The sequence below is a fragment of the Amycolatopsis melonis genome (genome assembly GCF_040064235.1).
Classification (GTDB): Bacteria; Actinomycetota; Actinomycetes; order Mycobacteriales; family Pseudonocardiaceae; genus Amycolatopsis; species Amycolatopsis melonis.
In genome coordinates, this window is record NZ_JBDZYD010000012.1 from 112520 (window position 1) to 133150 (window position 20631).

General features: G+C 72.2%; 21 protein-coding genes. 12 read left to right on the forward strand and 9 right to left on the reverse strand.

What is annotated here, in order from left to right; translation table 11 throughout:
• The first annotated feature begins 274 nt into the window (after positions 1-274).
• Together ABJI51_RS30270 and ABJI51_RS30275 are read left to right on the forward strand one after the other, a co-directional pair.
• The gene (locus ABJI51_RS30270) at positions 275-1420 is read left to right on the forward strand and encodes a site-2 protease family protein (RefSeq protein ID WP_348954452.1); all 1146 of its coding nucleotides are present in this window, start codon (positions 275-277) and stop codon (positions 1418-1420) included.
• A 63-nt stretch (positions 1421-1483) separates the two neighbouring features.
• The gene (locus tag ABJI51_RS30275) at positions 1484-2314 is read left to right on the forward strand and encodes a tRNA (adenine-N1)-methyltransferase (protein ID WP_348954453.1); all 831 of its coding nucleotides are present in this window, start codon (positions 1484-1486) and stop codon (positions 2312-2314) included.
• A gap of 16 nt (positions 2315-2330) precedes the next feature.
• Here ABJI51_RS30275 and ABJI51_RS30280 read toward each other — a convergent pair whose 3' ends face one another.
• Positions 2331-2777, reverse strand: a complete 447-nt coding sequence (locus ABJI51_RS30280; RefSeq protein WP_348954454.1) for a hypothetical protein — start codon at positions 2775-2777, stop codon at positions 2331-2333.
• Positions 2778-2790: 13 nt separating this feature from the next.
• The gene (locus tag ABJI51_RS30285) at positions 2791-3711 is read right to left on the reverse strand and encodes a hypothetical protein (protein ID WP_348954455.1); all 921 of its coding nucleotides are present in this window, start codon (positions 3709-3711) and stop codon (positions 2791-2793) included.
• Between the two features lie 346 nt (positions 3712-4057).
• On the opposite strand from ABJI51_RS30285, the gene arc reads away from it, so the two are divergent.
• Positions 4058-5860 carry a proteasome ATPase gene (gene arc / locus ABJI51_RS30290; RefSeq protein WP_348954456.1) on the forward strand — a complete coding sequence of 601 codons (1803 nt, stop codon included), beginning with the start codon at positions 4058-4060 and terminating at the stop codon, positions 5858-5860.
• A gap of 50 nt (positions 5861-5910) precedes the next feature.
• Here the strand turns inward: arc and ABJI51_RS30295 are convergent, their stop codons facing one another.
• Positions 5911-6813, reverse strand: coding sequence for a DMT family transporter (locus tag ABJI51_RS30295; RefSeq protein WP_348954457.1), 903 nt, complete (start codon positions 6811-6813; stop codon positions 5911-5913).
• Between the two features lie 98 nt (positions 6814-6911).
• Here ABJI51_RS30295 and ABJI51_RS30300 point away from each other — a divergent pair, with 98 nt between their 5' ends.
• Entirely contained in the window at positions 6912-7748 is an 837-nt protein-coding gene (locus tag ABJI51_RS30300; protein WP_348954458.1) for a DUF3626 domain-containing protein, read from the forward strand.
• Here the strand turns inward: ABJI51_RS30300 and ABJI51_RS30305 are convergent.
• Positions 7737-8618, reverse strand: a complete 882-nt coding sequence (locus tag ABJI51_RS30305; protein ID WP_431605673.1) for a TIGR03620 family F420-dependent LLM class oxidoreductase — start codon at positions 8616-8618, stop codon at positions 7737-7739. The two genes, ABJI51_RS30300 and ABJI51_RS30305, sit on opposite strands and share 12 nt — an antisense overlap.
• A gap of 121 nt (positions 8619-8739) precedes the next feature.
• Positions 8740-9078, reverse strand: coding sequence for an ArsR/SmtB family transcription factor (locus ABJI51_RS30310; RefSeq protein ID WP_348954459.1), 339 nt, complete (start codon positions 9076-9078; stop codon positions 8740-8742).
• Positions 9079-9146: 68 nt separating this feature from the next.
• Between ABJI51_RS30310 and ABJI51_RS30315 the strand changes: the two genes are divergently transcribed.
• From ABJI51_RS30315 to ABJI51_RS30325, 3 genes are read left to right on the forward strand one after another with little or no spacing between them, the layout of a single operon-like run.
• Complete coding sequence (locus ABJI51_RS30315) at positions 9147-9485, forward strand: hypothetical protein (RefSeq protein ID WP_348954460.1); 339 nt, start codon at positions 9147-9149, stop codon at positions 9483-9485.
• A complete protein-coding gene (locus ABJI51_RS30320; RefSeq protein ID WP_348954461.1) occupies positions 9482-10423 on the forward strand; it encodes an aldo/keto reductase in 942 nt (313 codons plus the stop codon). Before ABJI51_RS30315 ends, ABJI51_RS30320 begins: the two co-directional genes overlap by 4 nt.
• A gap of 51 nt (positions 10424-10474) precedes the next feature.
• The gene (locus ABJI51_RS30325; RefSeq protein ID WP_348954462.1) at positions 10475-11086 is read left to right on the forward strand and encodes a hypothetical protein; all 612 of its coding nucleotides are present in this window, start codon (positions 10475-10477) and stop codon (positions 11084-11086) included.
• Here the strand turns inward: ABJI51_RS30325 and ABJI51_RS30330 are convergent.
• A complete protein-coding gene (locus ABJI51_RS30330; protein WP_348954463.1) occupies positions 11077-11595 on the reverse strand; it encodes an NUDIX hydrolase in 519 nt (172 codons plus the stop codon). The genes ABJI51_RS30325 and ABJI51_RS30330 overlap by 10 nt on opposite strands.
• 41 nt (positions 11596-11636) lie before the next feature.
• On the opposite strand from ABJI51_RS30330, the gene dop reads away from it, so the two are divergent.
• From dop to prcA, 4 genes are all read left to right on the forward strand, one after another.
• A complete protein-coding gene (gene dop / locus ABJI51_RS30335) occupies positions 11637-13139 on the forward strand; it encodes a depupylase/deamidase Dop (RefSeq protein ID WP_348954464.1) in 1503 nt (500 codons plus the stop codon).
• Positions 13140-13225: 86 nt separating this feature from the next.
• Complete coding sequence (locus ABJI51_RS30340) at positions 13226-13420, forward strand: ubiquitin-like protein Pup (RefSeq protein ID WP_003075646.1); 195 nt, start codon at positions 13226-13228, stop codon at positions 13418-13420.
• 113 nt (positions 13421-13533) lie between these two features.
• A complete protein-coding gene (prcB, locus tag ABJI51_RS30345; RefSeq protein WP_348954465.1) occupies positions 13534-14388 on the forward strand; it encodes a proteasome subunit beta in 855 nt (284 codons plus the stop codon).
• 52 nt (positions 14389-14440) lie between these two features.
• Entirely contained in the window at positions 14441-15226 is a 786-nt protein-coding gene (prcA, locus tag ABJI51_RS30350; protein ID WP_348954466.1) for a proteasome subunit alpha, read from the forward strand.
• Positions 15227-15484: 258 nt separating this feature from the next.
• Here prcA and ABJI51_RS30355 read toward each other — a convergent pair whose 3' ends face one another.
• The 3 genes from ABJI51_RS30355 to ABJI51_RS30365 all read right to left on the reverse strand — a co-directional run bounded on the left by ABJI51_RS30355 (position 15485) and on the right by ABJI51_RS30365 (position 19045).
• Positions 15485-16258, reverse strand: a complete 774-nt coding sequence (locus ABJI51_RS30355; protein WP_348954467.1) for a class I SAM-dependent methyltransferase — start codon at positions 16256-16258, stop codon at positions 15485-15487.
• A gap of 4 nt (positions 16259-16262) precedes the next feature.
• On the reverse strand, positions 16263-17459 hold the full coding sequence (locus tag ABJI51_RS30360; protein ID WP_348954468.1) for an alpha/beta hydrolase: 1197 nt from the start codon (positions 17457-17459) through the stop codon (positions 16263-16265).
• Positions 17460-17563: 104 nt separating this feature from the next.
• Positions 17564-19045, reverse strand: a complete 1482-nt coding sequence (locus ABJI51_RS30365; protein WP_348954469.1) for a bifunctional phosphatase PAP2/diacylglycerol kinase family protein — start codon at positions 19043-19045, stop codon at positions 17564-17566.
• Between the two features lie 142 nt (positions 19046-19187).
• On the opposite strand from ABJI51_RS30365, the gene pafA reads away from it, so the two are divergent.
• On the forward strand, positions 19188-20546 hold the full coding sequence (gene pafA, locus ABJI51_RS30370) for a Pup--protein ligase (RefSeq protein ID WP_348954470.1): 1359 nt from the start codon (positions 19188-19190) through the stop codon (positions 20544-20546).
• Positions 20547-20631 lie beyond the last annotated feature (85 nt).

Here is a 20631-nt window from a genome sequence, read left to right on the forward strand (position 1 = left end):
CGACCGCAACGCCCGCCACCCGCATACCTGCACGGACGCCCCACGTACCTGGAGGGTCGGCCCGCGTACTTGGAGGGTCGGCCCGCGTACCTGAAGAGTCGGCCCGCGTACCCGGAGGGTCGGCCGGTGTCCAGCGCCCAGCCGACCCTCCAGGTACGCAATCCGACCGTCCGGGTACGCAGGCTGACTGTCCGGGTACGCGGGTCGTCCGGGTGCGACACCCGGCGGACCCGGATCACCCGGTCCCCACACCGGGGGCTCTAGGCTCTCGGGCATGGCCGCGACCAGTGAGCACGGGGGCACCCGGCAGGCCGTCCGGACGGACGGCGGCCTGCTGCTGTTCCGGGTCGCCGGGGTGCCGGTGCTGCTGGCACCGTCCTGGTGGATCGGCTCGCTGATCGTCGTCGTGCTGTACGCGCCGCTGGTCGGACGGCTGCTGCCGGACGCGTCGGCGGCGACGTCGTGGCTGCTGGCCGGCGCGTTCGCGCTGCTGCTGGGCCTGTCGGTGCTCGCCCACGAACTGGGCCACTGCCTGGTCGCGCTGCGGCTGGGGATTCCGGTGCGGCGGCTGCGCCTGTTCCTGCTCGGCGGCCTGTCCGAAGTGGCCCGCACGCCGAAGCGGCCCGGCGACGAGGGCATGGTCGCCGCGGCAGGGCCTGCGGTGTCGCTGCTGCTCGGCGGGTTCTGCGGCCTGCTGATGTTCGCCGTACCGCCGGACGGCGCGGTCTGGCTCCTGGTGGCCGAATGCGCGGTGGCGAACCTCGCCGTCGGCGTGTTCAACCTGCTGCCCGGCCTGCCGCTGGACGGCGGGCGGCTGGTCCGCGCGGGCGTCTGGGCGGTCACCGGCATCCGGTCGAAGGGGACACGCGCCGCGGTCGCCGGCGGCGCGGTCGTGGCCGCGGGTCTGGTCGTCTGGGCCCTGTGGGGCCTGGCGACCGCGAGCCCGGACCGCTGGCTGCGGCTGGGTGTCTGCGTCGTCACGGCGTGGTTCGTCATCCTCGGCGCGCGGTCCGAGCTGGCCGCCGACGCCCGGCGGACCTGGCCGGCGGGCCTGGTGCTGGAGGAGCTGGTCCGGCCGGTGCTGCAGCTGCCCGCCGAGAGCCCGGTGTCGGACGCGCTGGCCGCGTCGGCCGGGCGGGGCGTGGTGCTGGTCCGCGCCGACGGCGTGGCGGCCGGGCTGCTGGACGTGGGCGCGGCGGAACGGCTCGCGGGCTCGTCGCCGCACGCCCCGGCCGAGCTGGCGGCCGAGCCGATCCGCGCCGAGACCGTGCTGCTGGCGTCCGAGCCGGGGGAGGACGTCGTCGAGCGGGTCCGCGAGACGGCCGCCTGGCAGTTCCTCGTGGTCGACGACGAGGGCCGCCCGGCGGGCGTGCTGCGCCGTGACGACCTGCGCGCCGCGCTGAACCGCCGCACCCGCTGAGCCCGCGGCCGGGACGGCCTGCGAAGATCTGTCGTCGGCCATCCGGGGTAGCAGGAGGAAGTGTTGTCGGTCAGCGGACCGTTTCGTGCGGGTGATCGGGTGCAGTTGACCGACTCGAAGGGGCGGCACTACACCCTGACGCTGGCCGACGGCGGTGAGTACCACACCCACCGCGGCGCGCTCGCCCACGACGACCTGATCGGCCGTCCCGAGGGCTCGGTGGTGACGTCGGCGGGCGGCTCGACGTACCTGGCGCTGCGCCCGCTGCTGCCGGACTACGTGCTCTCGATGCCCCGCGGCGCGCAGGTGATCTACCCCAAGGACGCGGCGCAGATCGTGATGTGGGGCGACATCTTCCCGGGCGCGCGGGTGCTGGAGGCGGGTGCCGGCTCCGGCGCGCTGACCTGCTCGCTGCTGCGCGCGGTCGGCCCGGCCGGGCACGTGCACTCGTACGAGATCCGCGACGACCACGCCGAGCACGCCGAGCGCAACGTGGTGAAGTTCTTCGGCGAGAAGCCGGCCAACTGGTCGCTCACCGTCGCCGACCTGGCCTCGCACGAGGGCGAGGTCGACCGGGTCGTGCTGGACATGCTGGCGCCGTGGGAGCAGCTGCCGAACGTGGCCGCGCACCTGGTGCCCGGCGGCGTGCTGACGGTGTACGTGGCGACGGTGACGCAGCTGTCCCGTGTCACGGAGTCCCTGCGCGAGCAGCAGTGCTGGACCGAGCCGGAGTCGTGGGAGACGCTGATGCGCCCATGGCATGTGGTCGGCTTGGCGGTCCGCCCGGACCACCGGATGGTGGCGCACACGGCGTTCCTGCTGACGGCCCGGCGGCTGGCGGACGGGACGGTGTCGCCGCGCGTCTCCCGGCGGCCGAGCAAGGGCAAGGGCTGACCCGGCGGCTGGGGACTCAGCCCGGCACGCACCACCGGCCGTTCTCCTTGTGCAGCGGGAACGGTGTCTCCTTCGTCCCGCCCGCGGCCTCGACGTGCACCTTCGCCGTGGCGGATTCGCCGCGCAGCTCCGGAGGTCCCGCCAGCCGGGCGGTGACCGGGCCTGCCGCGTCCCAGGTCCGCTGCAGCCCGGCCAGGGCCTCGGCCGTCTGCGGGCGGCAGGTGAGCTTGCCGAACGCCGCCGCGTCGTGGCGGGCGATGGCGTCCACGATCGCCTTGGCCAGCACGCTCACCGCCGCCGTGTCGATCGCGTCGGGCGCCGCCGTGGACGGCGGCCGTGGTGACGGTGGCGGCCCCGGCGGGGCGGGCGGGGACCCGGACGGCGCGACCAGCACCAGCCCGAGCACCACGCCCGCGACGGCCGCGCCGAGCAGGACCAGCCCGGCGACGAGCACGCGGTTCACCGCCGGGCGCCGGTCACTTCTTGTCCTTCTTGACGTCGACCAGGCACCAGAGGCCTGCCTCGTTCTTCCCGGTGAACACGCCGGTGTTGGTCTGGCCGTTGACGCTGTTGCTCCAGTGCACGGTGGACGTGGTGCCGGAGTCCTGCGGCTCGCCGTCCAGCTTCGCCGAGATTTCGCCGGTGATCTCGCCGACCGGCTCGTCACCGCGCACGCTGCGGCAGATGGTGTCGTCGAGTGCCTTGGCGCTCTTGGCGTTGTAAGCGTCGATGACCGCCTGGAACAGCTCCTTCGAGGTGGGCTTGCCCCCGGGAGCCGGGCCGCCGGCGGGCTTGCTGCCCTTCGTCGTCGGGCTGGTCGGCGTGGCGGTCTTGCTCTTCGGGGTCGCAGACGTCTTCGGCGCGGACGTCGGGGCCGCCGAGCTGGTGCTCGCCGGCGGCGCCGCGGTCTTCTCGTCGTCGCCGCTGGTCAGGACCACCGCGGTCACGCCGCCGGCGACCAGGACCGCGGCGCCCGCCGCGATGGCGACGATGAGCCCGGTCTTCTTCTTGGGCGGCGGGGCTTCGCCGAAGCTGCCCCCGCCGTACGGGTCGTAGCCGCCGAAGCCGGGCTGCTGCTGGCCCCACTGGTCCTGCTGGCCGTACTGCTGGGGCTGAGGGCCCGTCTGGGGCGGGTAACCGGGCTGTCCGTACTGCTCGTAGCCGCCGGGCTGCCCGTACTGCTGCGTGCCGTCGTAGCCGCCGGGCTGCCCGTACTGCTGCGTGCCGTCGTACGGACCGGGCTGGCCGAACTGCTGGGTGCCGCCGTACCCCGGCTGGGCCTGGGGACCGCTCTGGGGCCAGCCGCCGGGCTGCTGCTGGCCGTACGGGTCTGGCTGCTGCCCGTAGCCACCGGGCTGCTGCCCGTAGCCGCCCGGGTGCTGCGGCGGGTAGGTCATGAGAGGTGCCCCCTAGCGTTCCTTCGACGGAGGACCCGGCCATCGGGCGGCCGACGTCCGCCCGATGCTAGCCACCTGGCCCGTCCGGCGCGCCGTTAGGGCGGATTCGGGCCGGGGTTGGCGGTCCCGGCGGCGGGGTACTCCCGTTGTGCTTGCTTCATCCCGGCACGGGAAGACCCGCGACGCGCCCGCGTCACGGCACCGAAATGGCCGCTTGCGCTGCGGGAATGTCCGTGCTGGGGCAGGCTGGGAAACCGCGACGCGCCGATCTTGTGATGCGGAAAGGCCTTTTCTTGTCGGTGATCGCCGGTACCGTGGAATGAAAAGCACTCCGAGGAGGTGCCCGATGCATCATGACCTTCCCGGAGGTCGGCGCGAGGAGGCCGACCCTTCAGCAACATCCGGAGCTGGGACGACGGCGGACGAGCAGGCTCGGCAGATCCGTTTTCTCGAGGAAGAAGTGGCGCTGCTGCGCCGCAAACTGACCGACTCACCACGGCAGAACCGGGTTCTCGAACAGCGGCTCGCCGAGGCCTCGGAACGGGTGAGCCAGCTCACCGAGCGCAACACCAAACTGGTCGAGACCCTGCGCGAAGCGCGAGGACAGCTCCTCGCCCTCCGCGAGGAGGTCGACCGGCTGGCCCAGCCACCGTCCGGGTACGGCGTCTTCGTCGAGGCGTACGAGGACAACACGGTGGACGTCTTCACGGCCGGCCGGAAGATGCGGGTGTCCGTTTCGCCCGCGGTGGAGATCTCGTCGCTGCGGCGCGGACAGGCGCTGCGGCTCAACGAGGCACTGACCGTGGTCGAGGCAGGCGGTTTCGAACGCACCGGTGAGGTGTGCGCGTTGCGCGAGGTGCTCGCCCCCGACGTCGAGGGCGGCAGCCCCCGCGCGCTGGTGGTCGGGCACGCGGACGAAGAGCGGGTCGTCCTGCTCTCCGATCTGCTGGCGGAGCAGCCGCTCAAGCCGGGCGACTCGCTCCTGGTCGACTCCAAGGCCGGTTACGCGTACGAGCGCGTGCCGAAGGCGGAGGTCGAGGACCTGGTGCTGGAGGAGGTGCCGGACGTCCGCTACGAGGACATCGGCGGCCTTTCCCGGCAGATCGAGCAGATCCGGGACGCGGTGGAACTGCCGTTCCTGCACGCGGATCTGTACCAGGAGTACCAGCTGCGCCCGCCGAAGGGCGTCCTGCTCTACGGCCCGCCGGGCTGCGGCAAGACGCTCATCGCCAAGGCGGTCGCGAACTCGCTGGCCAAGAAGGTGGCCGAGGCCCGCGGCGACGCGGCGGACGGGAAGTCCTACTTCCTGAACATCAAGGGCCCCGAGCTGCTCAACAAGTTCGTCGGGGAGACCGAGCGGCACATCCGCCTGATCTTCCAGCGGGCGCGGGAGAAGGCCTCCGAGGGCACCCCGGTGATCGTGTTCTTCGACGAGATGGACTCGATCTTCCGTACCCGTGGGTCGGGCGTGTCGTCCGACGTGGAGACCACGATCGTGCCGCAGCTGCTCTCGGAGATCGACGGTGTCGAGGGCCTGGAGAACGTCATCGTCATCGGCGCGTCCAACCGCGAGGACATGATCGACCCGGCGATCCTGCGGCCCGGCCGCCTGGACGTCAAGATCAAGATCGAGCGGCCGGACGCCGAGGGCGCGAAGGACATCTTCTCCAAGTACCTGGCCGAAGGCCTGCCGATCCACGCCGACGACCTCGCCGAGTTCGGCGGCGACGCCAAGGCGACGTTCGACGCGATGATCCAGCACACCGTCGAGCGGATGTACGAGGAGAGCGACGAGAACCGGTTCCTCGAGGTGACCTACGCCAACGGGGACAAGGAAGTCCTGTACTTCCGCGACTTCAACTCGGGCGCGATGATCCAGAACATCGTGGACCGGGCGAAGAAGTCGGCGATCAAGTCGGTGCTGGAGACCAAGCAGCCGGGTCTGCGCGTGCAGCACCTGCTGGACGCGATCGTCGACGAGTTCGCGGAGAACGAGGACCTCCCGAACACCACCAACCCGGACGACTGGGCCCGGATCTCCGGCAAGAAGGGCGAGCGGATCGTCTACATCCGCACGCTCGTCACCGGCAAGAACCAGGACTCGGGGCGGGCGATCGACACCGCCACGAACACCGGTCAGTACCTGTAGTTCCCGAGCGCGATGGGGCGGCTGCCGCGGCAGCCGCCCCATCGGCGTGTTCAGCCCCGGACGAGTTCGCGCACGCGCTGCCGTCCGTGGGCCGCCAGGATGCCCAGCACCACCAGCGCCGCGCCGGCCGGCTGGTTCCAGCTCACCGGCTCGCCCAGCACCAGCACGCCGAGCACCACGCCGACCACCGGGGTCAGGTAGGTCACCGCCGAGGCGTTGGCCGCGCCCCAGGCGGCGATGATCCGGGTGTTCCAGACATAGGCGATGCCGGTGCCGAAGACGCCGAGCGCCAGCATGCTCGCCACCACCGGCAGGTCCAGGTGCACGGGCGTGGCCGCGATCGCCGGGGCGAGCAGGCCGAGAAGCACCGTCGCCGCCGCCGTCTGCCCGAACGCGACGACGACCGGATCCTCCCCGCGGGGCGAGACGAACCGGCGCAGGTACACGAAGCTCGCGCCGTAACACGTGGTGGCGCCCAGGCAGGCGAGCTGCGCCGTCAGCTGGTCCGAGACGTCGATGCCGTGCCACGCCCCGACGATCGTGAGCACGCCCAGGAAACCCAGCAGCAGGCCGAGCACCCGCGGCGGCGTGAACGGCTCCGCGGGCAGCGCCGCGGCGGCCAGCAGCATCGTGATCAGCGGCGTCGTCGCGTTGAAGATGCTGGCCAGACCGGACGAAATGTACTGTTCCGCCCACGAGAACAGCAGGAACGGCACGGCGCACAGCAGCACGGACACGACCGCGAGGTGACCCCACAGCACCGGATCGCGGGGCAGCGGACGCCGGCGCACCGCCAGGACGACCGCCAGGGTCAGCGCGCCCAGCGCCACCCGGCCCAGCGCGACCTGGGCAGGGGAGAGCCCACCCAGGCCGATCTTGATGAACAGAAAACTCGCCCCCCACACGATCGCCAGCAGCACGAACCGCGCGGTGACTCCGAAGTCCAGTCGCATGGCCGCAGTCAAGTGGCCGCCGCCGGCGCCGGGCCAGTGATTTTCCGACTTCGTGTTGTGTATAACGACCTATACATCCCGCGGTTAGACTGCATCCCATGGGCGGGGGAGCGACGACACGCTGGCAGGACGCCGTCCGGTATGTCGAGGCCCGGGTCACCGGACCGCCGCTGCCGGAGGACCTCGACGTCACGGTGCACTTCCACCCGGAACGGCTGGTGGGGGAGGTGCCGCTGCTGCGGCACTGGCTGTCCGACGGGGTCTACCGCTCGCAGTTCGAGACGGGCACCGGCAACGGCGGCCTGACCGCGCACCCCGGCGGCGACCGGTGGCGCTGGGAGCACCGGATGTTCGGCGGGGTCTACGACGGGCTGCCGCCGTCGGCCCGCCCGAAGTACGGCTCGCTCGACTACCGCCGCCGCCCGGCCGGTGGCTCGGTCCGGTTCGGCTCGGCGCACTTCCGGGTCAAGCGGGAAGTGCTGGCGCGGACGACGTTCTGCTATCCCGACAGCTTCGCCGAACCGGCGGACTTCGGCACGGCCGCGCACATGCCGCTGATCCCGCTGGTCGAGGCGGCTGCTCCCGACGAGCTGGACGACTACATCGAGGCCCACGTCCACGGCCCGCTCCGGCTGCCGGACGACGTCGCCGCGCTGGTGCTGGACCCGGCGTTCCGCGGGACCGACGTCGAGGCGGCGGCCGCGGAGTTCGGCTGCCCGGTGTCCTGGCACCACGGCTTCCGGCTGCCGGTGGCGGAACTCGCCCGGCACGCGGACTACCGCGGCGAGGACGTCGTGCGGGCCGGCGCGGACATCGCCGAGGACGGCTGGCTGGACGCCCGTGTCATCGGCGAGGCGGTCCGCGCCGGACGGCACGATCCCCAGGTGCTCAAGCGCGTGTGGCACTGCACCGCGCGGTTCGGCCTACGCGGGTAGCAGCGCCTCGGCCAGACGGCGCCAGTGCGGCATGGCGGACTCACCCGGTGCGACGCCGATGACCTGAACGCCGACGTGGTCGGCGCCCGCGTCGAGGTGCTCGCGCAGTTTGGCGGTGATCGTCTCGAGGTCGCCCCAGAAGACGAGGTCGTCGACGATCCGGTCGCTGCCGCGGCCGCCGTCGATGTCCGCCTCCGTGTAGCCGAGCCGCCGGAACTTCGCGACGTTGTACTTCTGCGTCAGGTACGGGTGCAGGTGCCCCCGGGCGATCTCGCGGGCCCGCGCGGGGTCGGTCTCGAAGAGCACCGCGTGCTCGACCCCGAGGAACGGCGTGTCGCCGAGGATCTCGCGCGCCTGGGCGGTGTGCGCCGGGGTGACGTGGTAGGTGTGCGCGCCCGCGGACCGGTCCCGGGCCAGTTCCAGCATCTTCGGCCCGTACGCGGCCAGGATGCGCCGCATCGGGGCGCGCGGCGCGGGGTTGGCGCCGGTGGCGGTGTCCATGGCGTCGAGGTAGTCGTGCATGGCCTGCAGGGGTTTCGCGCCGGGCTTCCCGGCACCGAAGCCGAGGCCGAGCAGGTGCCGGTCCGGGTAGGCGTCGGCCAGCAGCAGCGCCGCCCCGCGGGTCCACTGCGGCTCGCGCGCCCAGATCTGCGCGATCCCGTTGACGACGGTGAGGCGTTCGGTGGCCGAGAGCAGAAACCCGGCGTGGGTGAGGGCTTCGCGGCCGTCGCGCTCGGGGATCCAGACGGCGGGCCAGCCGAGTTCTTCCAGTTCCTGCACGGAGTCCTGGATGGCGGAGGCAGGCTGGTCCTCGAAGTCGAACGTCCAGATGCCGAAGCGGCCGAGCCGCATGTTCTCGATCATACCCATAAATCGAAGTATCGCAGATCTTCGATATGACCGGCCAGGGTGGGGGTCGCCGGACGTCATGAAAGAGTCGTTCACCTCGTCTGACGACAGGAAAGAGTCGTTCATGACGTGGGGGGAGTGGTCAGAGGCTGCGGCCGAGCACGTCGACGAACGCGGCGATCCGGGCTTCGTCCCGCTTGTAGTGCGTCCACTTGCCGACCCGCGTCGCCCGGACCAGCCCGGCACGGTGCAGCTCGGCCATGTACGCCGAGACCGTCGACTGCGCGAGCCCGAGCTTCTCCTGGATGTGGGTCACGCACACCCCGACCTCGACCGGATCGGCGATCGCCCGCTCCACCGGGAAGTGCCGCAGCGGATCACGCAACCATCGCAGCACCTGCAACCGCACCGGGTTCGCGAGCGCCTTGAACACGTCGAGCAGCGGCTCGACGTCAGGCTCCGGTTCGATGTGCGTCGTCATGGCTTCCCGATCAGCATAACCGGCGTGTACTCCCGCACTCCGGCGTATAACGACCTATACTCACTGGCGTGAACGAAGAATCCCGCCGTCCGCGCGCGCCGATCACGGAGTCCGACATCCTGGCCTGGCTGGAGACGACGGCCGCCGCCGTCCAGGCGGGGGAGGTCAGCGCGCCCGAGCTGATCGACCTGCTCGGCGAGCTGCGCCGGGCGTCCGCGGCGTGTGCCGACGCCTCCGACTGGCTGCTGCTGGCCGCCCGTGAAGGCGGAGCCAGCCTCCGGCAGATCGCGCCGGTCTTCGGCAAGGGCTATGTCCGGGCCCCGGCCGCGCGGCTGGAGAAGCTGCACCGGCAGGCGCAGAATTCCGACCAGTGGCTGGCCATCCTCCGCCACAAGCAGACGGCGTGAGCGGGCCCGTGGACCGTCTCGCGCTCGGCCTGGCGGCACTGGGCAGGCCCGCGTACATCAACCTCGGCCGCGACGGCGCGCTGCCGCCGGTGCGGGACGTCGCGTCGATGCGCGCCGCGACGTTCGCGGTGCTGGACGACGCCTACGCCGCCGGCATCCGGCACGTCGACGTCGCCCGGTCGTACGGGCGGTCCGAGGAGTTCCTGGCAGGCTGGCTCGCCGAGCGCGGGCACGCCGACGTCGAGGTCTCCAGCAAGTGGGGGTACGCGTACGTCGGGGACTGGCGGCTCGACGCGGATGTGCACGAGGTGAAGGAGCATTCGGCCGCGCGGTTCGCCGCGCAGTGGGCGGAAACCCTGGCGCTGCTGGGTGATCGCGTGGGGCTCTACCAGGTGCATTCGCTCACTGTGGACAGTCCGCTGTTCTCCGACGAGCCGCTTCTGGAAGCGCTTGCCGAGCTGGCCGCGAACGGCGTGGCGGTCGGGTTCTCGACCTCCGGGCCGCGGCAGGCCGACGCCGTCGAGCGGGCGTTCGGCCTGGAAGTGGCCGGGCAGCCGGTGTTTTCCGCGGTGCAGTCGACGTGGAACCTGCTGGAGCCCTCGGCGGGGCCGGCCCTGGAAGCGGCGCACGCGGCCGGGAAACGCGTGCTGGTCAAGGAAACCCTGGCCAACGGCAGGCTGGTGGCCGAGGCGCCGCGGGCGGTACTGGACGTCGCGGCGGCGCACGGGACCGGGCCGGACGCGGTCGCGGTGGCCGCGGTGCTGGCGCGCGGCTGGGCAGGCCGTGCGGTGATCGGGCCGGCGAGCCCGGGACAGCTGGCGGCGAACCTGCGGGCCACCACGCTTTCCCTGACCGCGGACGAGGAGGCCGCGCTCGCGGGCCTGGCGGAGACTCCGGAGGAGTACTGGCGGCACCGGTCCTCCCTGAAGTGGGACTGAGCCGCTGCACTACTCTGCGCAGGCACGAAATCCTTCAGGACAGGAGCCCAGGTGCGTCATCGGCGGGCGGTCGCCTTGGCCGCGGTCGCGTTGGTCGGTCTCACCGGCTGCGAGGGACCCGACCCGAACAACCTGGAGACGTACTACGACGATCCGCCGCCGACGTCGGCGCCGGTCACAACCGCCACCACGCCGGTGAGCCCGGCGAAGGCCGCGCCCGTGACGACGCCCGCGCCCGATCCCGGCCTGCTCGCCCAGCGGGCGCTGCTGTCGGACGCGGACGTCGCCGAGGAGGGCGTGCAGCCGGGTTCGGGTGAGGCGTCGGGGTGCCTGACCGAGGGCGTGTCGGCGAGCAGCCGGACCGCGACCTGGCGCTACCCCACCGGTTCGGTGCTGCGGCACCGGGTCGCGGCCTATCCGGAGCGGACGGCCGCGCAGGCGGTGGCGGCCGCCGAGTGCGGGGGCCGTCCGGTGAGTGTCCCGGAGCAGCCGGGGGTGGAGCTGCAGCGGGCGTGGTGCGAGGGCCGGACGTGCACTGTGCTGCTGGCCAAGGGAAATCTCGTGTCGGGTCTGACCGTTTCGGCGAGCACGGAGGCGCGGGCGGTCGACGCGGCGAAGCGCCTGCTGCCCGCGATGACGGCGAAGCTGACGGCTCAGCCGTAGCGGCGGAACCATTCCTGGACGCCTTCGCGGCCGTCGGGGATGAACGGCAGTTCCGGGGCCGGGTCCTCGACCCAGGCACGCAGCTCGTCCAGGGGGATCCAGCGGCCTTCGACGATTTCTTCGGCCTGGTGGTGGATGGGGCCGTCCCAGCGGACCTCGAAGGCGAAGTTGTGACAGCGGTTGCGGCCGTCGTCGTAGACCTTGGTGAACAGCGGCACGGGGTCCACTCCGTGGATGCCCAGCTCCTCGGCGAGTTCGCGGCGGGCGCATTCGGCCGGGGTCTCGCCGGCGGCCACCACACCGCCGGCCCAGCAGTCCCACGTGGAGGGGAAGACGTCCTTGCCGGGGGTGCGGAGGTGCACGTAAACGGCCTTGCCGTCACCCGAACGGACCAGGACGACGCCGGCGGCGTGCCACAGGCCTTCGGCGCGGACGCGGGCGCGGGTGGCCGTGCCGGTCACCGACCCCGCCTGGTCATAGAGGGCAACGAGTTCGTCACTGCCTGGCATGGGTGCATCGTTCCACTAGGCCGACCCCGTAGGGTGGGGACATGCGGCGGATCATGGGAACCGAAGTCGAGTACGGCATCTCCGTGCCGGGCGACGCGACGGCGAACCCGGTACTCACCTCGACCCAGGTCGTGCTGGCCTACGCGGCCGCGGCCGACATCCCGCGGGCCCGGCGGGCGCGGTGGGACTACGAGGTGGAGAGCCCGCTGCGGGACGCGCGCGGGTTCGACCTGACCGGCCCGGGCGGGCCGGGCCACGACCCGGACGTCGAGGACCTGGGTGCGGCGAACGTCATCCTGACCAACGGGGCGCGGCTCTACGTCGACCACGCGCACCCGGAGTACTCCGCGCCGGAGGTGACGAACGCGCGCGACGCGGTCATCTGGGACAAGGCGGGCGAGCGGGTCATGGAGGAGGCGGCGATGAAGGCCGCGTCCGTGCCGGGCCAGCCGCAGCTGCAGCTGTACAAGAACAACGTCGACGGCAAGGGTGCCAGCTACGGCACGCACGAGAACTACCTGATGGCGCGGTCGACGCCGTTCACCGCGGTGATCGCGGGGCTGACGCCGTTCTTCGTGTCGCGGCAGGTCGTGACCGGCTCGGGCCGGGTCGGGATCGGCCAGCAGAGCGAGGAGGCCGGGTTCCAGCTGTCCCAGCGGGCGGACTACATCGAGGTCGAGGTCGGCCTGGAGACCACGCTCAAGCGCGGGATCATCAACACGCGCGACGAGCCGCACGCGGACGCGGACAAGTACCGGCGGCTGCACGTCATCATCGGCGACGCGAACATGTCGGAGTACTCGACCTACCTCAAGGTCGGGACGACGGCGCTGGTGCTGGACCTGATCGAGGCGGGTATCCGGTTCGACGACCTGAAGCTGGACGAACCGGTCAAGGCGGTGCACCAGATCAGCCACGACCCGACGCTGAAGGCGAAGGTCGCGCTGGCCAACGGGAAGAAGTACACCGGCCTCGACCTGCAGTTCGCCTACCACGAGATCGCTTCGCAGAACCTGGAGCGCACGGGCGCGGACGAGGCGTCGAAGGAGGTCCTGCGGGTCTGGGGCGAGATCCTGGACGCGCTGGCGCGCGATCCGCAGGAGTGCGCGGACCGGCTGGACTGGCCGGCGAAGCTGCGCCTGCTGGAGGGCTACCGGCAGCGGGACAACCTGGCCTGGGGCGCGCCGCGGCTGCGGCTGGTCGACCTGCAGTACTCCGACGTCCGGCTGGCGAAGGGCCTGTACAACCGGCTGGTGACGCGCGGGTCGATGAAGCGGCTGGTCTCCGAGGAGGAGGTGCTGGCCGCGGTGACGACGCCGCCGTCGGACACGCGGGCCTACTTCCGGGGCAGGGCGCTGGAGAAGTACGCGACGTCGATCGCGGCGGCGTCGTGGGATTCGGTCATCTTCGACGTGGGCAAGGAGTCACTGGTGCGGATCCCGACCCTGGAGCCGCTGCGGGGGACGAAGGCGCACGTCGGCAAGCTGCTCGACAACGCGGCGACCGCGGAGGAGCTGGTGGAGGCGCTCACCGGTTCGGACTAGGCGGGACGCACCAGCGATCGCGGCGTGACCCCGAATGTCGGGGGCGCTGGGTAGGCTAGGAAACATCAGCCACACCGGGAGGCGAGATGGCCCAGGAAAAGATCGAAAAGCACGGCGGTGGTGACTCCGACGAGGAGTTCGAGGACACCGGCGCGGCGGGTCAGGAGCGGCGCGAGAAGCTCGGCGAGGACGTCGACACGATCCTCGACGAGATCGACGACGTGCTCGAGGAGAACGCCGAGGACTTCGTCCGGGCCTATGTGCAGAAGGGCGGCGAGTAGCCGCCCGGGGGCCACTGCGCCCTTGCCGACCGTTCAGCCGGCGGCCGGGCTCCCGCGTGCCGATCGTCCGCACGCGGGGTCCCGGCCCGCACAGATGGGATTTTTGAGCACGTATGGACAACACCAGGGGCATCTCGGGTCCCGCCCTGCCTGCGGCGTACTTTTCGTCGGCGACGTCGTCGTTTTCGGACTTCCTGCGTGAGCAGGCGCCCGAGCTGCTGCCCGCACGGCGGGTGGCGTCGTCGGCGGCGGAGCTGGGCGTGCCGCACGGCACGACGATCGTGGCGTGCACGTTCGCGGGTGGCGTGCTGATCGCGGGTGACCGGCGGGCGACGTCGGGGAACCTGATCGCGAGCCGCGACATGGAGAAGGTGCACGTCACCGACGAGTATTCGGCGGTCGGCATCGCGGGCACGGCGGGGCTGGCCGTGGAGATGGTGCGGCTGTACGCGGTGGAGCTGGCGCACTACGAGAAGATCGAGGGCGTTTCGCTGTCGCTGGACGGCAAGACGAACAAGCTGGCCGGCATGGTCAAGGCGAACCTCGAGATGGCGATGGCGGGGCTGGCCGCGATCCCGCTGTTCGTGGGGTACGACCTGGAGGCCGAGGACGCCAAGCACGCGGGCCGGATCGTGTCGTACGACGCGGCGGGCGGCCGGTACGAGGAGAACGGCGGGTACGCGTCGATCGGCTCGGGTTCGCTGTTCGCGAAATCGGCGCTGAAGAAGCTGCACGACCCGGACGCCGACGCCGAGGGCGCGATCCGGGTGGCGGTGGAGGCGCTGTACGACGCGGCCGACGACGACACCGCGTCGGGCGGGCCGGACCTGGTGCGCCGGATCTTCCCGACCGTCGTGACGGTCACCGCGGAGCACGGCGCCGTGCAGCTGCCGTCGTCGGAAGCCGCGGCCGTGGCGGAAGCGGTGGTGGCGGGGCGGATCGAGCGCCAGCAGCGCCGGCTGTCCTGACCGGAGCCGGACCAGTGAACGTTGGAACACCGAAAGACCTGGAGCGCACACCGTGACGATGCCGTTGTATGCCTCTCCCGAGCAGCTGATGCGGGAGCGTTCCGAGCTGGCGCGCAAGGGCATCGCGCGCGGCCGGAGCGTGGTGGTGCTGAAGTACGCGGGCGGCGTGCTGTTCGTGGCGGAGAACCCGTCGGCGACGTTGCACAAGGTGTCCGAGATCTACGACCGGATCGGGTTCGCCGCGGTCGGGCGCTACAGCGAGTTCGAGAACCTGCGCGTGGCGGGCATCCGGCACGCGGACCTCAAGGGCTACCAGTACGACCGGCGTGACGTGAGCGCGCGGGCGCTGGCGAACGCGTACGCGGCGACGCTGGGCAGCATCTTCACCGAGCAGCTGAAGCCGTTCGAGGTGGAGATCTGCGTGGCGGAGGTCGGCGCGAGCTCGGCGGAGGACCAGCTGTACCGGCTGACCTACGACGGGTCGATCTTCGACGAGCCGCAGTACGTGGTCATGGGCGGCCAGACGGACAAGATCTCCGCGAAGCTGAAGGAGACGTTCGAGGACGGCATGGACCTGCAGGCGGCGCTGGGGGTGGCAGTGGCGGCCCTGCGGGCCCCGAGCCAGCCCGCCCCGGCGGCGTCTTCGTCGGGTTCGTCGTCGAACCCGCCGTCGAACGGCAACGGCGAAGCGGACCCGATCAAGCTGGAGGTGGCGGTCCTCGACCGCGACCGCCCGCGGCGCTCGTTCCGCCGCCTGACCGGGGCGGCGCTGGACACGCTGCTGCCGGTCCCGGACCCGCAGGGCGAAGAGCCGGAGGGCAAGCCGGACGGCGAGTGACGCTGAGTGGAGCGGGGGTGTGGCCGGGCAGGCCGCGCCCCCGCTTTCGTCATGCCGGACGACAGGCGACGGGAGCGGAGGCCGCGCCTTCGCTTTCGTCAGGCCGGGGGGACGCTGGCCGGGCGTGCCGCACTCCCGCTTTGTCATGCCGGGGGACGCTGGTCGGAGCGAGGGGGCTGGCCAGGCGGTCCGCACTCCCGCTTTGTCATGCCGGGCGGCGAGTGACGCTGGGCCGGGCAGGCCGCACTCCCGCTTTCCTCATGGGCGGCGGGCGACGGCGAGCAGGTGGGCGCTGGTGTCGATGAGCCGCGGGTCCTGTTCGGCGATCCGGGCGGCCCGCAGCGCATTCTCCACGCGCTCCGGAAACACCTCCAGCCCCGCGGCGTCGAGCGCGGGCCATGCGGGACCCTCCACGCCGTACACGCTCACCTCGCGGAAGCCCGCGGCCGCAACCTCGGTCCGCAGCTCGGCCGCGGTGTGCCAGTGGGTGGGCACGAATCCGACGTGGCCGTCGTAGGCGCCCGTCTCGATCACCGCACGGACCGGGGCCTCCCGCTCGGCCGTGAGCGTTCCCGCGGCCGCCGTTTCCAGCAGGGACAGGTAGCGGCTGATGCCCGCGGCCGCGAGCAGGCCGCCCGGCCGCAGCACGCGGCCCGCCTCGGCCAGCGCCCGGGCCCGGTCGGCCGGGTCGACGAGGTGGTACAGCGGGCCGAGCAGCAGGACCGCGTCGAAGGAGGCGTCCGGTGCGGTCAGCGCCCGGGCGTCGCCGGTTTCGGCCGTGACGCCGGGCAGGGCCGCGGCCTGCGCGACGTGGTCCGGGACGACGTCGACCAGGTGGACGGCGTGTCCGTCGGCGGCCAGCCAGGCCGCGTGGACGCCGGTGCCGCCGCCGGCGTCGAGGATCCGCGCGGGGCCGGGCAGGAAGCGGCGGAGCAGCTCCTGGGTGCGCAGGTATTCCAGCCTGCCGTGCGGGGTGCGGGCGAGCCGGGAGTCCTCGGCCGGGCCGGTCGCGTAGTGCGTCTCGAGATCCACCGGCTCAGGATGCCGCAGGGGCGGCCCGGAACGTCTGGTCGGCGAAGGCCAGCAGGTACGGCAGGGTGGCGCGGGCGGTGTGCCAGGTGTGGTTGAACCCGCGCTCGGTGTGGACCACCGCCTCCTGGCCGCGGGCCTGCAGCGCCGCCGCGATCCGGCGGGCGGTGACGACGTCGGTGGGGGCGCCGGTGCCGACCGCGAGCATCACCGAGATCGGCGCGGAGAACTTCATCGTGGGCAGGTAGCGGCGCGGGGTGTTGGTCGCGATCGCGGCCTGGTTGCCGTTGAGGATGCCGATCGAGTCGTTGAGGTCGTCGTAGGGCAGGGCGATGACCAGGGTGGCGAACTCGTCGACGTGGTGCAGGCCGATGTTGAGGGCGCCGAAGCCGCCGCCGGACATGCCGCCCAGCGCCCGGTGCGCGCGGTCGGCGACGGTGCGGTAGCGGTGGTCGACGGCCGGGACAACGGTGCTCACGAGGTAGGTCTCCAGCTGGGGGCCGCCGGGCACGTTGAGGCACTCCCAGTCGGTGCTGGGGTTGCCCGCGGTCATGTCGACGCTGACCACGATCATCGGCTCGACGGCGTGGGCCTGCTGCAGGGCCAGCAGCGTGCCGGGGGCGTCGCCGGAGGTGAGCCAGTCGCGCGGGCCGCCGAACGGGTAGCCGTGGATGAGGTAGACGACCGGGTAGCGGCGGGCGGTGTCGGTGTCGTACCCCGGCGGGAGGATGACGTAGTTGCTGCCCGACGGGATGCCGTGGGCGGGGTCGGGCAGGTTCACGACGTCGATCCGCTGGCCGCCGGTGGCCGCGCCGGAGGCGGGGCGGGTCGACGCTGCGGCGGTGGTGGCGTCGGCCGGGGCTTCCTTGCCGTCGTCGAGCAGGTGCCCGGCGACGTTGACGAGGCCGGGACCGCGCTGGAGCAGGCGGGCGAGGTCGTCGGAGGTGCGGACGTACCCGACGTAGCTGTTCAGGGCGGTGACTGCGGCGAGCAGCAGCAGGACGCCGAACGCGGGGAAGCCCCAGCGCCGGACCCGGCGCCGCCGCCAGAGCACCACGACGACGGCCAGGACGGCGACCGCGGCCGAGGCGAAGGCGAGCCAGATCAGCGGCGACTCCAGCGGGCCCAGGTCGCGGGCCCGCGCGGTGACGTCACCGGGCAGCACCGGGTCACTGACGGCCCGGTGGACGATCTGCCCGTTCATCGCAAGCTCCGCTCGCTCTCCGGCCGCGGGCACGGCTGCCCGCAACTCGGTCGCGAAGCTAGCCAAGATCGCCTGAGGGTTCGTTGAGAGAAGGTAAAGAGCAGTTAAAGGCGATAGATGGTGAGGGCGCTGGGCCGGGACCGGAAGCGGAACCGGTTGCCCAGCGGGCCCACCTCGCCGTCGGTGGCGACGCGGCGGTGGCCGTCGAGCAGCTCGACCTCCAGCTCGGGCAGGTCCAGCTCCTGGTAGACGTGGCTGGCGGCGAGGCTGCGGGTGAGCATCGCCACCAGGAACCGGGCGCGCGAATACGGCAGGTCCGCACGCAGGTAGCGGATGTCGAGCAGGCCCGTGTCGAGCGCGGGCCGCCGGCTGGGCGCGAAGCCCTTCGGCGCGTACGTGCCGTTGCCGACGAACAGCAGCCACACCTGGGTGCGCTTGCCGTTGAGGCGGACGGTCAGCGGCTTGGCGTTGCGCAGCGTCCTGGCCAGCGCGATCGCGGCCGAAGGCCACTTGGGGTGCCGTTGCTGCAGCTTCTCGCGCAGCCGGACCATCTCCGGGTAGCCGCCGAGGCTGGCGGTGTTGACGAACCAGCGGTGCGCGTGCCCGTCGGCGCCTTCGATCTCGACTTCGCCCAGGTCGATGCCGACGGCGTTGCCGACCTCGGTCGCGGCGTCGGCGTCGGGCATGGCGCGGACGCCGACGTCGCGGGCGAAGTGGTTGAGCGTGCCCGCCGGGATCAGCGCCAGCGGCAGGTCGCGCTCCGCGGCGACGGAGGCGACCGCGGCGACGGTGCCGTCCCCGCCCGCGACGCCGAGCGCGCGGACCGTGCCCAGTGCGTCGATCTCGGCCTCGAGCTGGGCCCGCAGGTCCTGCTTGGGGTCGGGGTAGAGCAGCGCGGCCTTCGGCCAGGCGAACCGGACGTCCTCGGTCGGGTCCTGGGTGGCCACGCCCGAGCTGGGGTTGACCACGACCAGCATGTCCTCGCCGTCGACCATCTCGGGTGCGTCGGCGTCGTGGGCGGTGCGGCCGGGGATGTCGTCGTGCAGCGGCCACCAGTGCCGGGTCGCCAGGCCCACCCCGGCGCCGATGCCCAGGCCGACCCCCACGTCCGACGGCCAGTGGACACCGGTGTGGACCCGGGAGTAGGCCACGGCCAGTGCCAGCGGGATCACGGCGAGCCCTGCCCGCGGCGACTCCATGGTCACCGCCGTCGCGAAGGCCGCCGCGGACGCCGAGTGTCCCGACGGGAACGACGACGACGTCGGGCGTTTCCGCAGGCGGCGGTGCATCGGCACCTCCTCCTCGGCCGGGCGGCGGCGGGGGAACAGCGGCTTGCCGAGCAGGTTGGCCGCGGCGCTGGCCCCGGCGATCGCGACGACCCCGCGCAGCGCGGCTCGGCGGGTCTCGCCCTTGCGCGTGGCCAGCAGGGCGGCCACGCCCCACCACAGCCGGGACTTGTTCGCCGACCTCGACAGCGCCATCAGCGCGTCGTCGGCCCGGGACGCCGGCAGGGCGGCGCTGCGGCGCATGAGCGCGCGATCGGTCCGGCCGACCCGCCGGAAGGCCCGGATGAGCTGGTGTGCCAAAGGTCCGCCTTCCGCGCGACGTCAAGAGCCGTGCTCCAATCGTGCCTGATTCAGGGTGAATTCACCGTCTGTGGCGTACTGGGGGCGTGTCGACGCCCGAACGGCGCACCGTCTGCGGGGGTCCAGCGCCTACTCTGGTGGAATGCAGCGGCGGATCTTTGGCATCGAGACCGAGTTCGGGGTCACGTGCACCTTCCACGGACAGCGCAGGCTCTCGCCCGACGAGGTGGCGCGGTACCTGTTCCGGCGGGTCGTGTCGTGGGGACGCTCGTCCAACGTGTTCCTGTCGAACGGCTCCCGGCTCTACCTCGACGTCGGCTCGCACCCCGAGTACGCGACGGCCGAGTGCGACGACCTGGTCCAGCTCGTCACGCACGACAAGGCCGGTGAGCGGATCCTCGAGGACCTGCTGGTCGACGCCGAACGGCGGCTCGCCGACGAGGGCATCGGCGGCGACATCTTCCTGTTCAAGAACAACACCGACTCCGCGGGCAACTCCTACGGCTGTCACGAGAACTACCTGGTGACCCGGGCGGGCGAGTTCTCCCGGATCGCGGACGTGCTCCTGCCGTTCCTGGTCACCCGGCAGCTCATCTGCGGCGCCGGCAAGGTGCTGCAGACCCCGCGTGGCGCGGTGTACTGCCTGTCCCAGCGTGCCGAGCACATCTGGGAGGGCGTCTCCAGCGCCACGACGCGGTCGCGGCCGATCATCAACACCCGCGACGAGCCGCACGCCGACGCCGAGCGCTACCGGCGCCTGCACGTCATCGTGGGCGACTCGAACATGGCCGAGTCCACGACCATGCTCAAGGTCGGCTCGGCGAACCTGGTGCTGGAGATGATCGAGGCGGGCGTCCAGTTCCGCGACTTCACCCTCGACAACCCGATCCGGGCGATCCGCGAGATCAGCCACGACCTCACCGGCCGCCGCCAGGTGCGGCTGGCCGGCGGGCGCGAGGCGTCGGCACTGGACATCCAGCGCGAGTACCACGCCCGCGCGGTCCAGCACATCCAGGACAACGGCACGACCGCGGCGAACGAGCGGGTCGTCGAGCTGTGGGGCCGGGCACTCGACGCGGTCGAGCAGCAGGACTTCGGCAAGATCGACACCGAGATCGACTGGGCGATCAAGCACCGGCTGGTCGAGCGCTACCGGCACAAGCACGACCTCGACCTGTCCAGCCCGAGGATCGCGCAGCTCGACCTGGCCTACCACGACATCCGCCGGGGCCGGGGCATCTTCGACCTGCTCCAGCGCAAGGGCCTGGTCCGCCGCGTCACCGACGACGGCGAGATCGAGGCGGCCAAGGACACCCCGCCGCAGACGACCCGCGCGAAGCTGCGCGGCGACTTCATCGCCGCCGCCCAGGCCGCGGGCCGCGACTTCACCGTCGACTGGGTGCACCTGAAGCTGAACGACCAGGCCCAGCGGACGGTCCTGTGCAAGGACCCGTTCCGCTCGGTCGACGAGCGGGTGGAACGCCTGATCAGCTCGCTCTGACCCCTGCCGCGGCCGGGGGGGGGGGGGGGGTGGGGGTTGTTGTGGACGTCTTGCTCACCCACGCCGCGCGCGGGGGGGCGCGCAC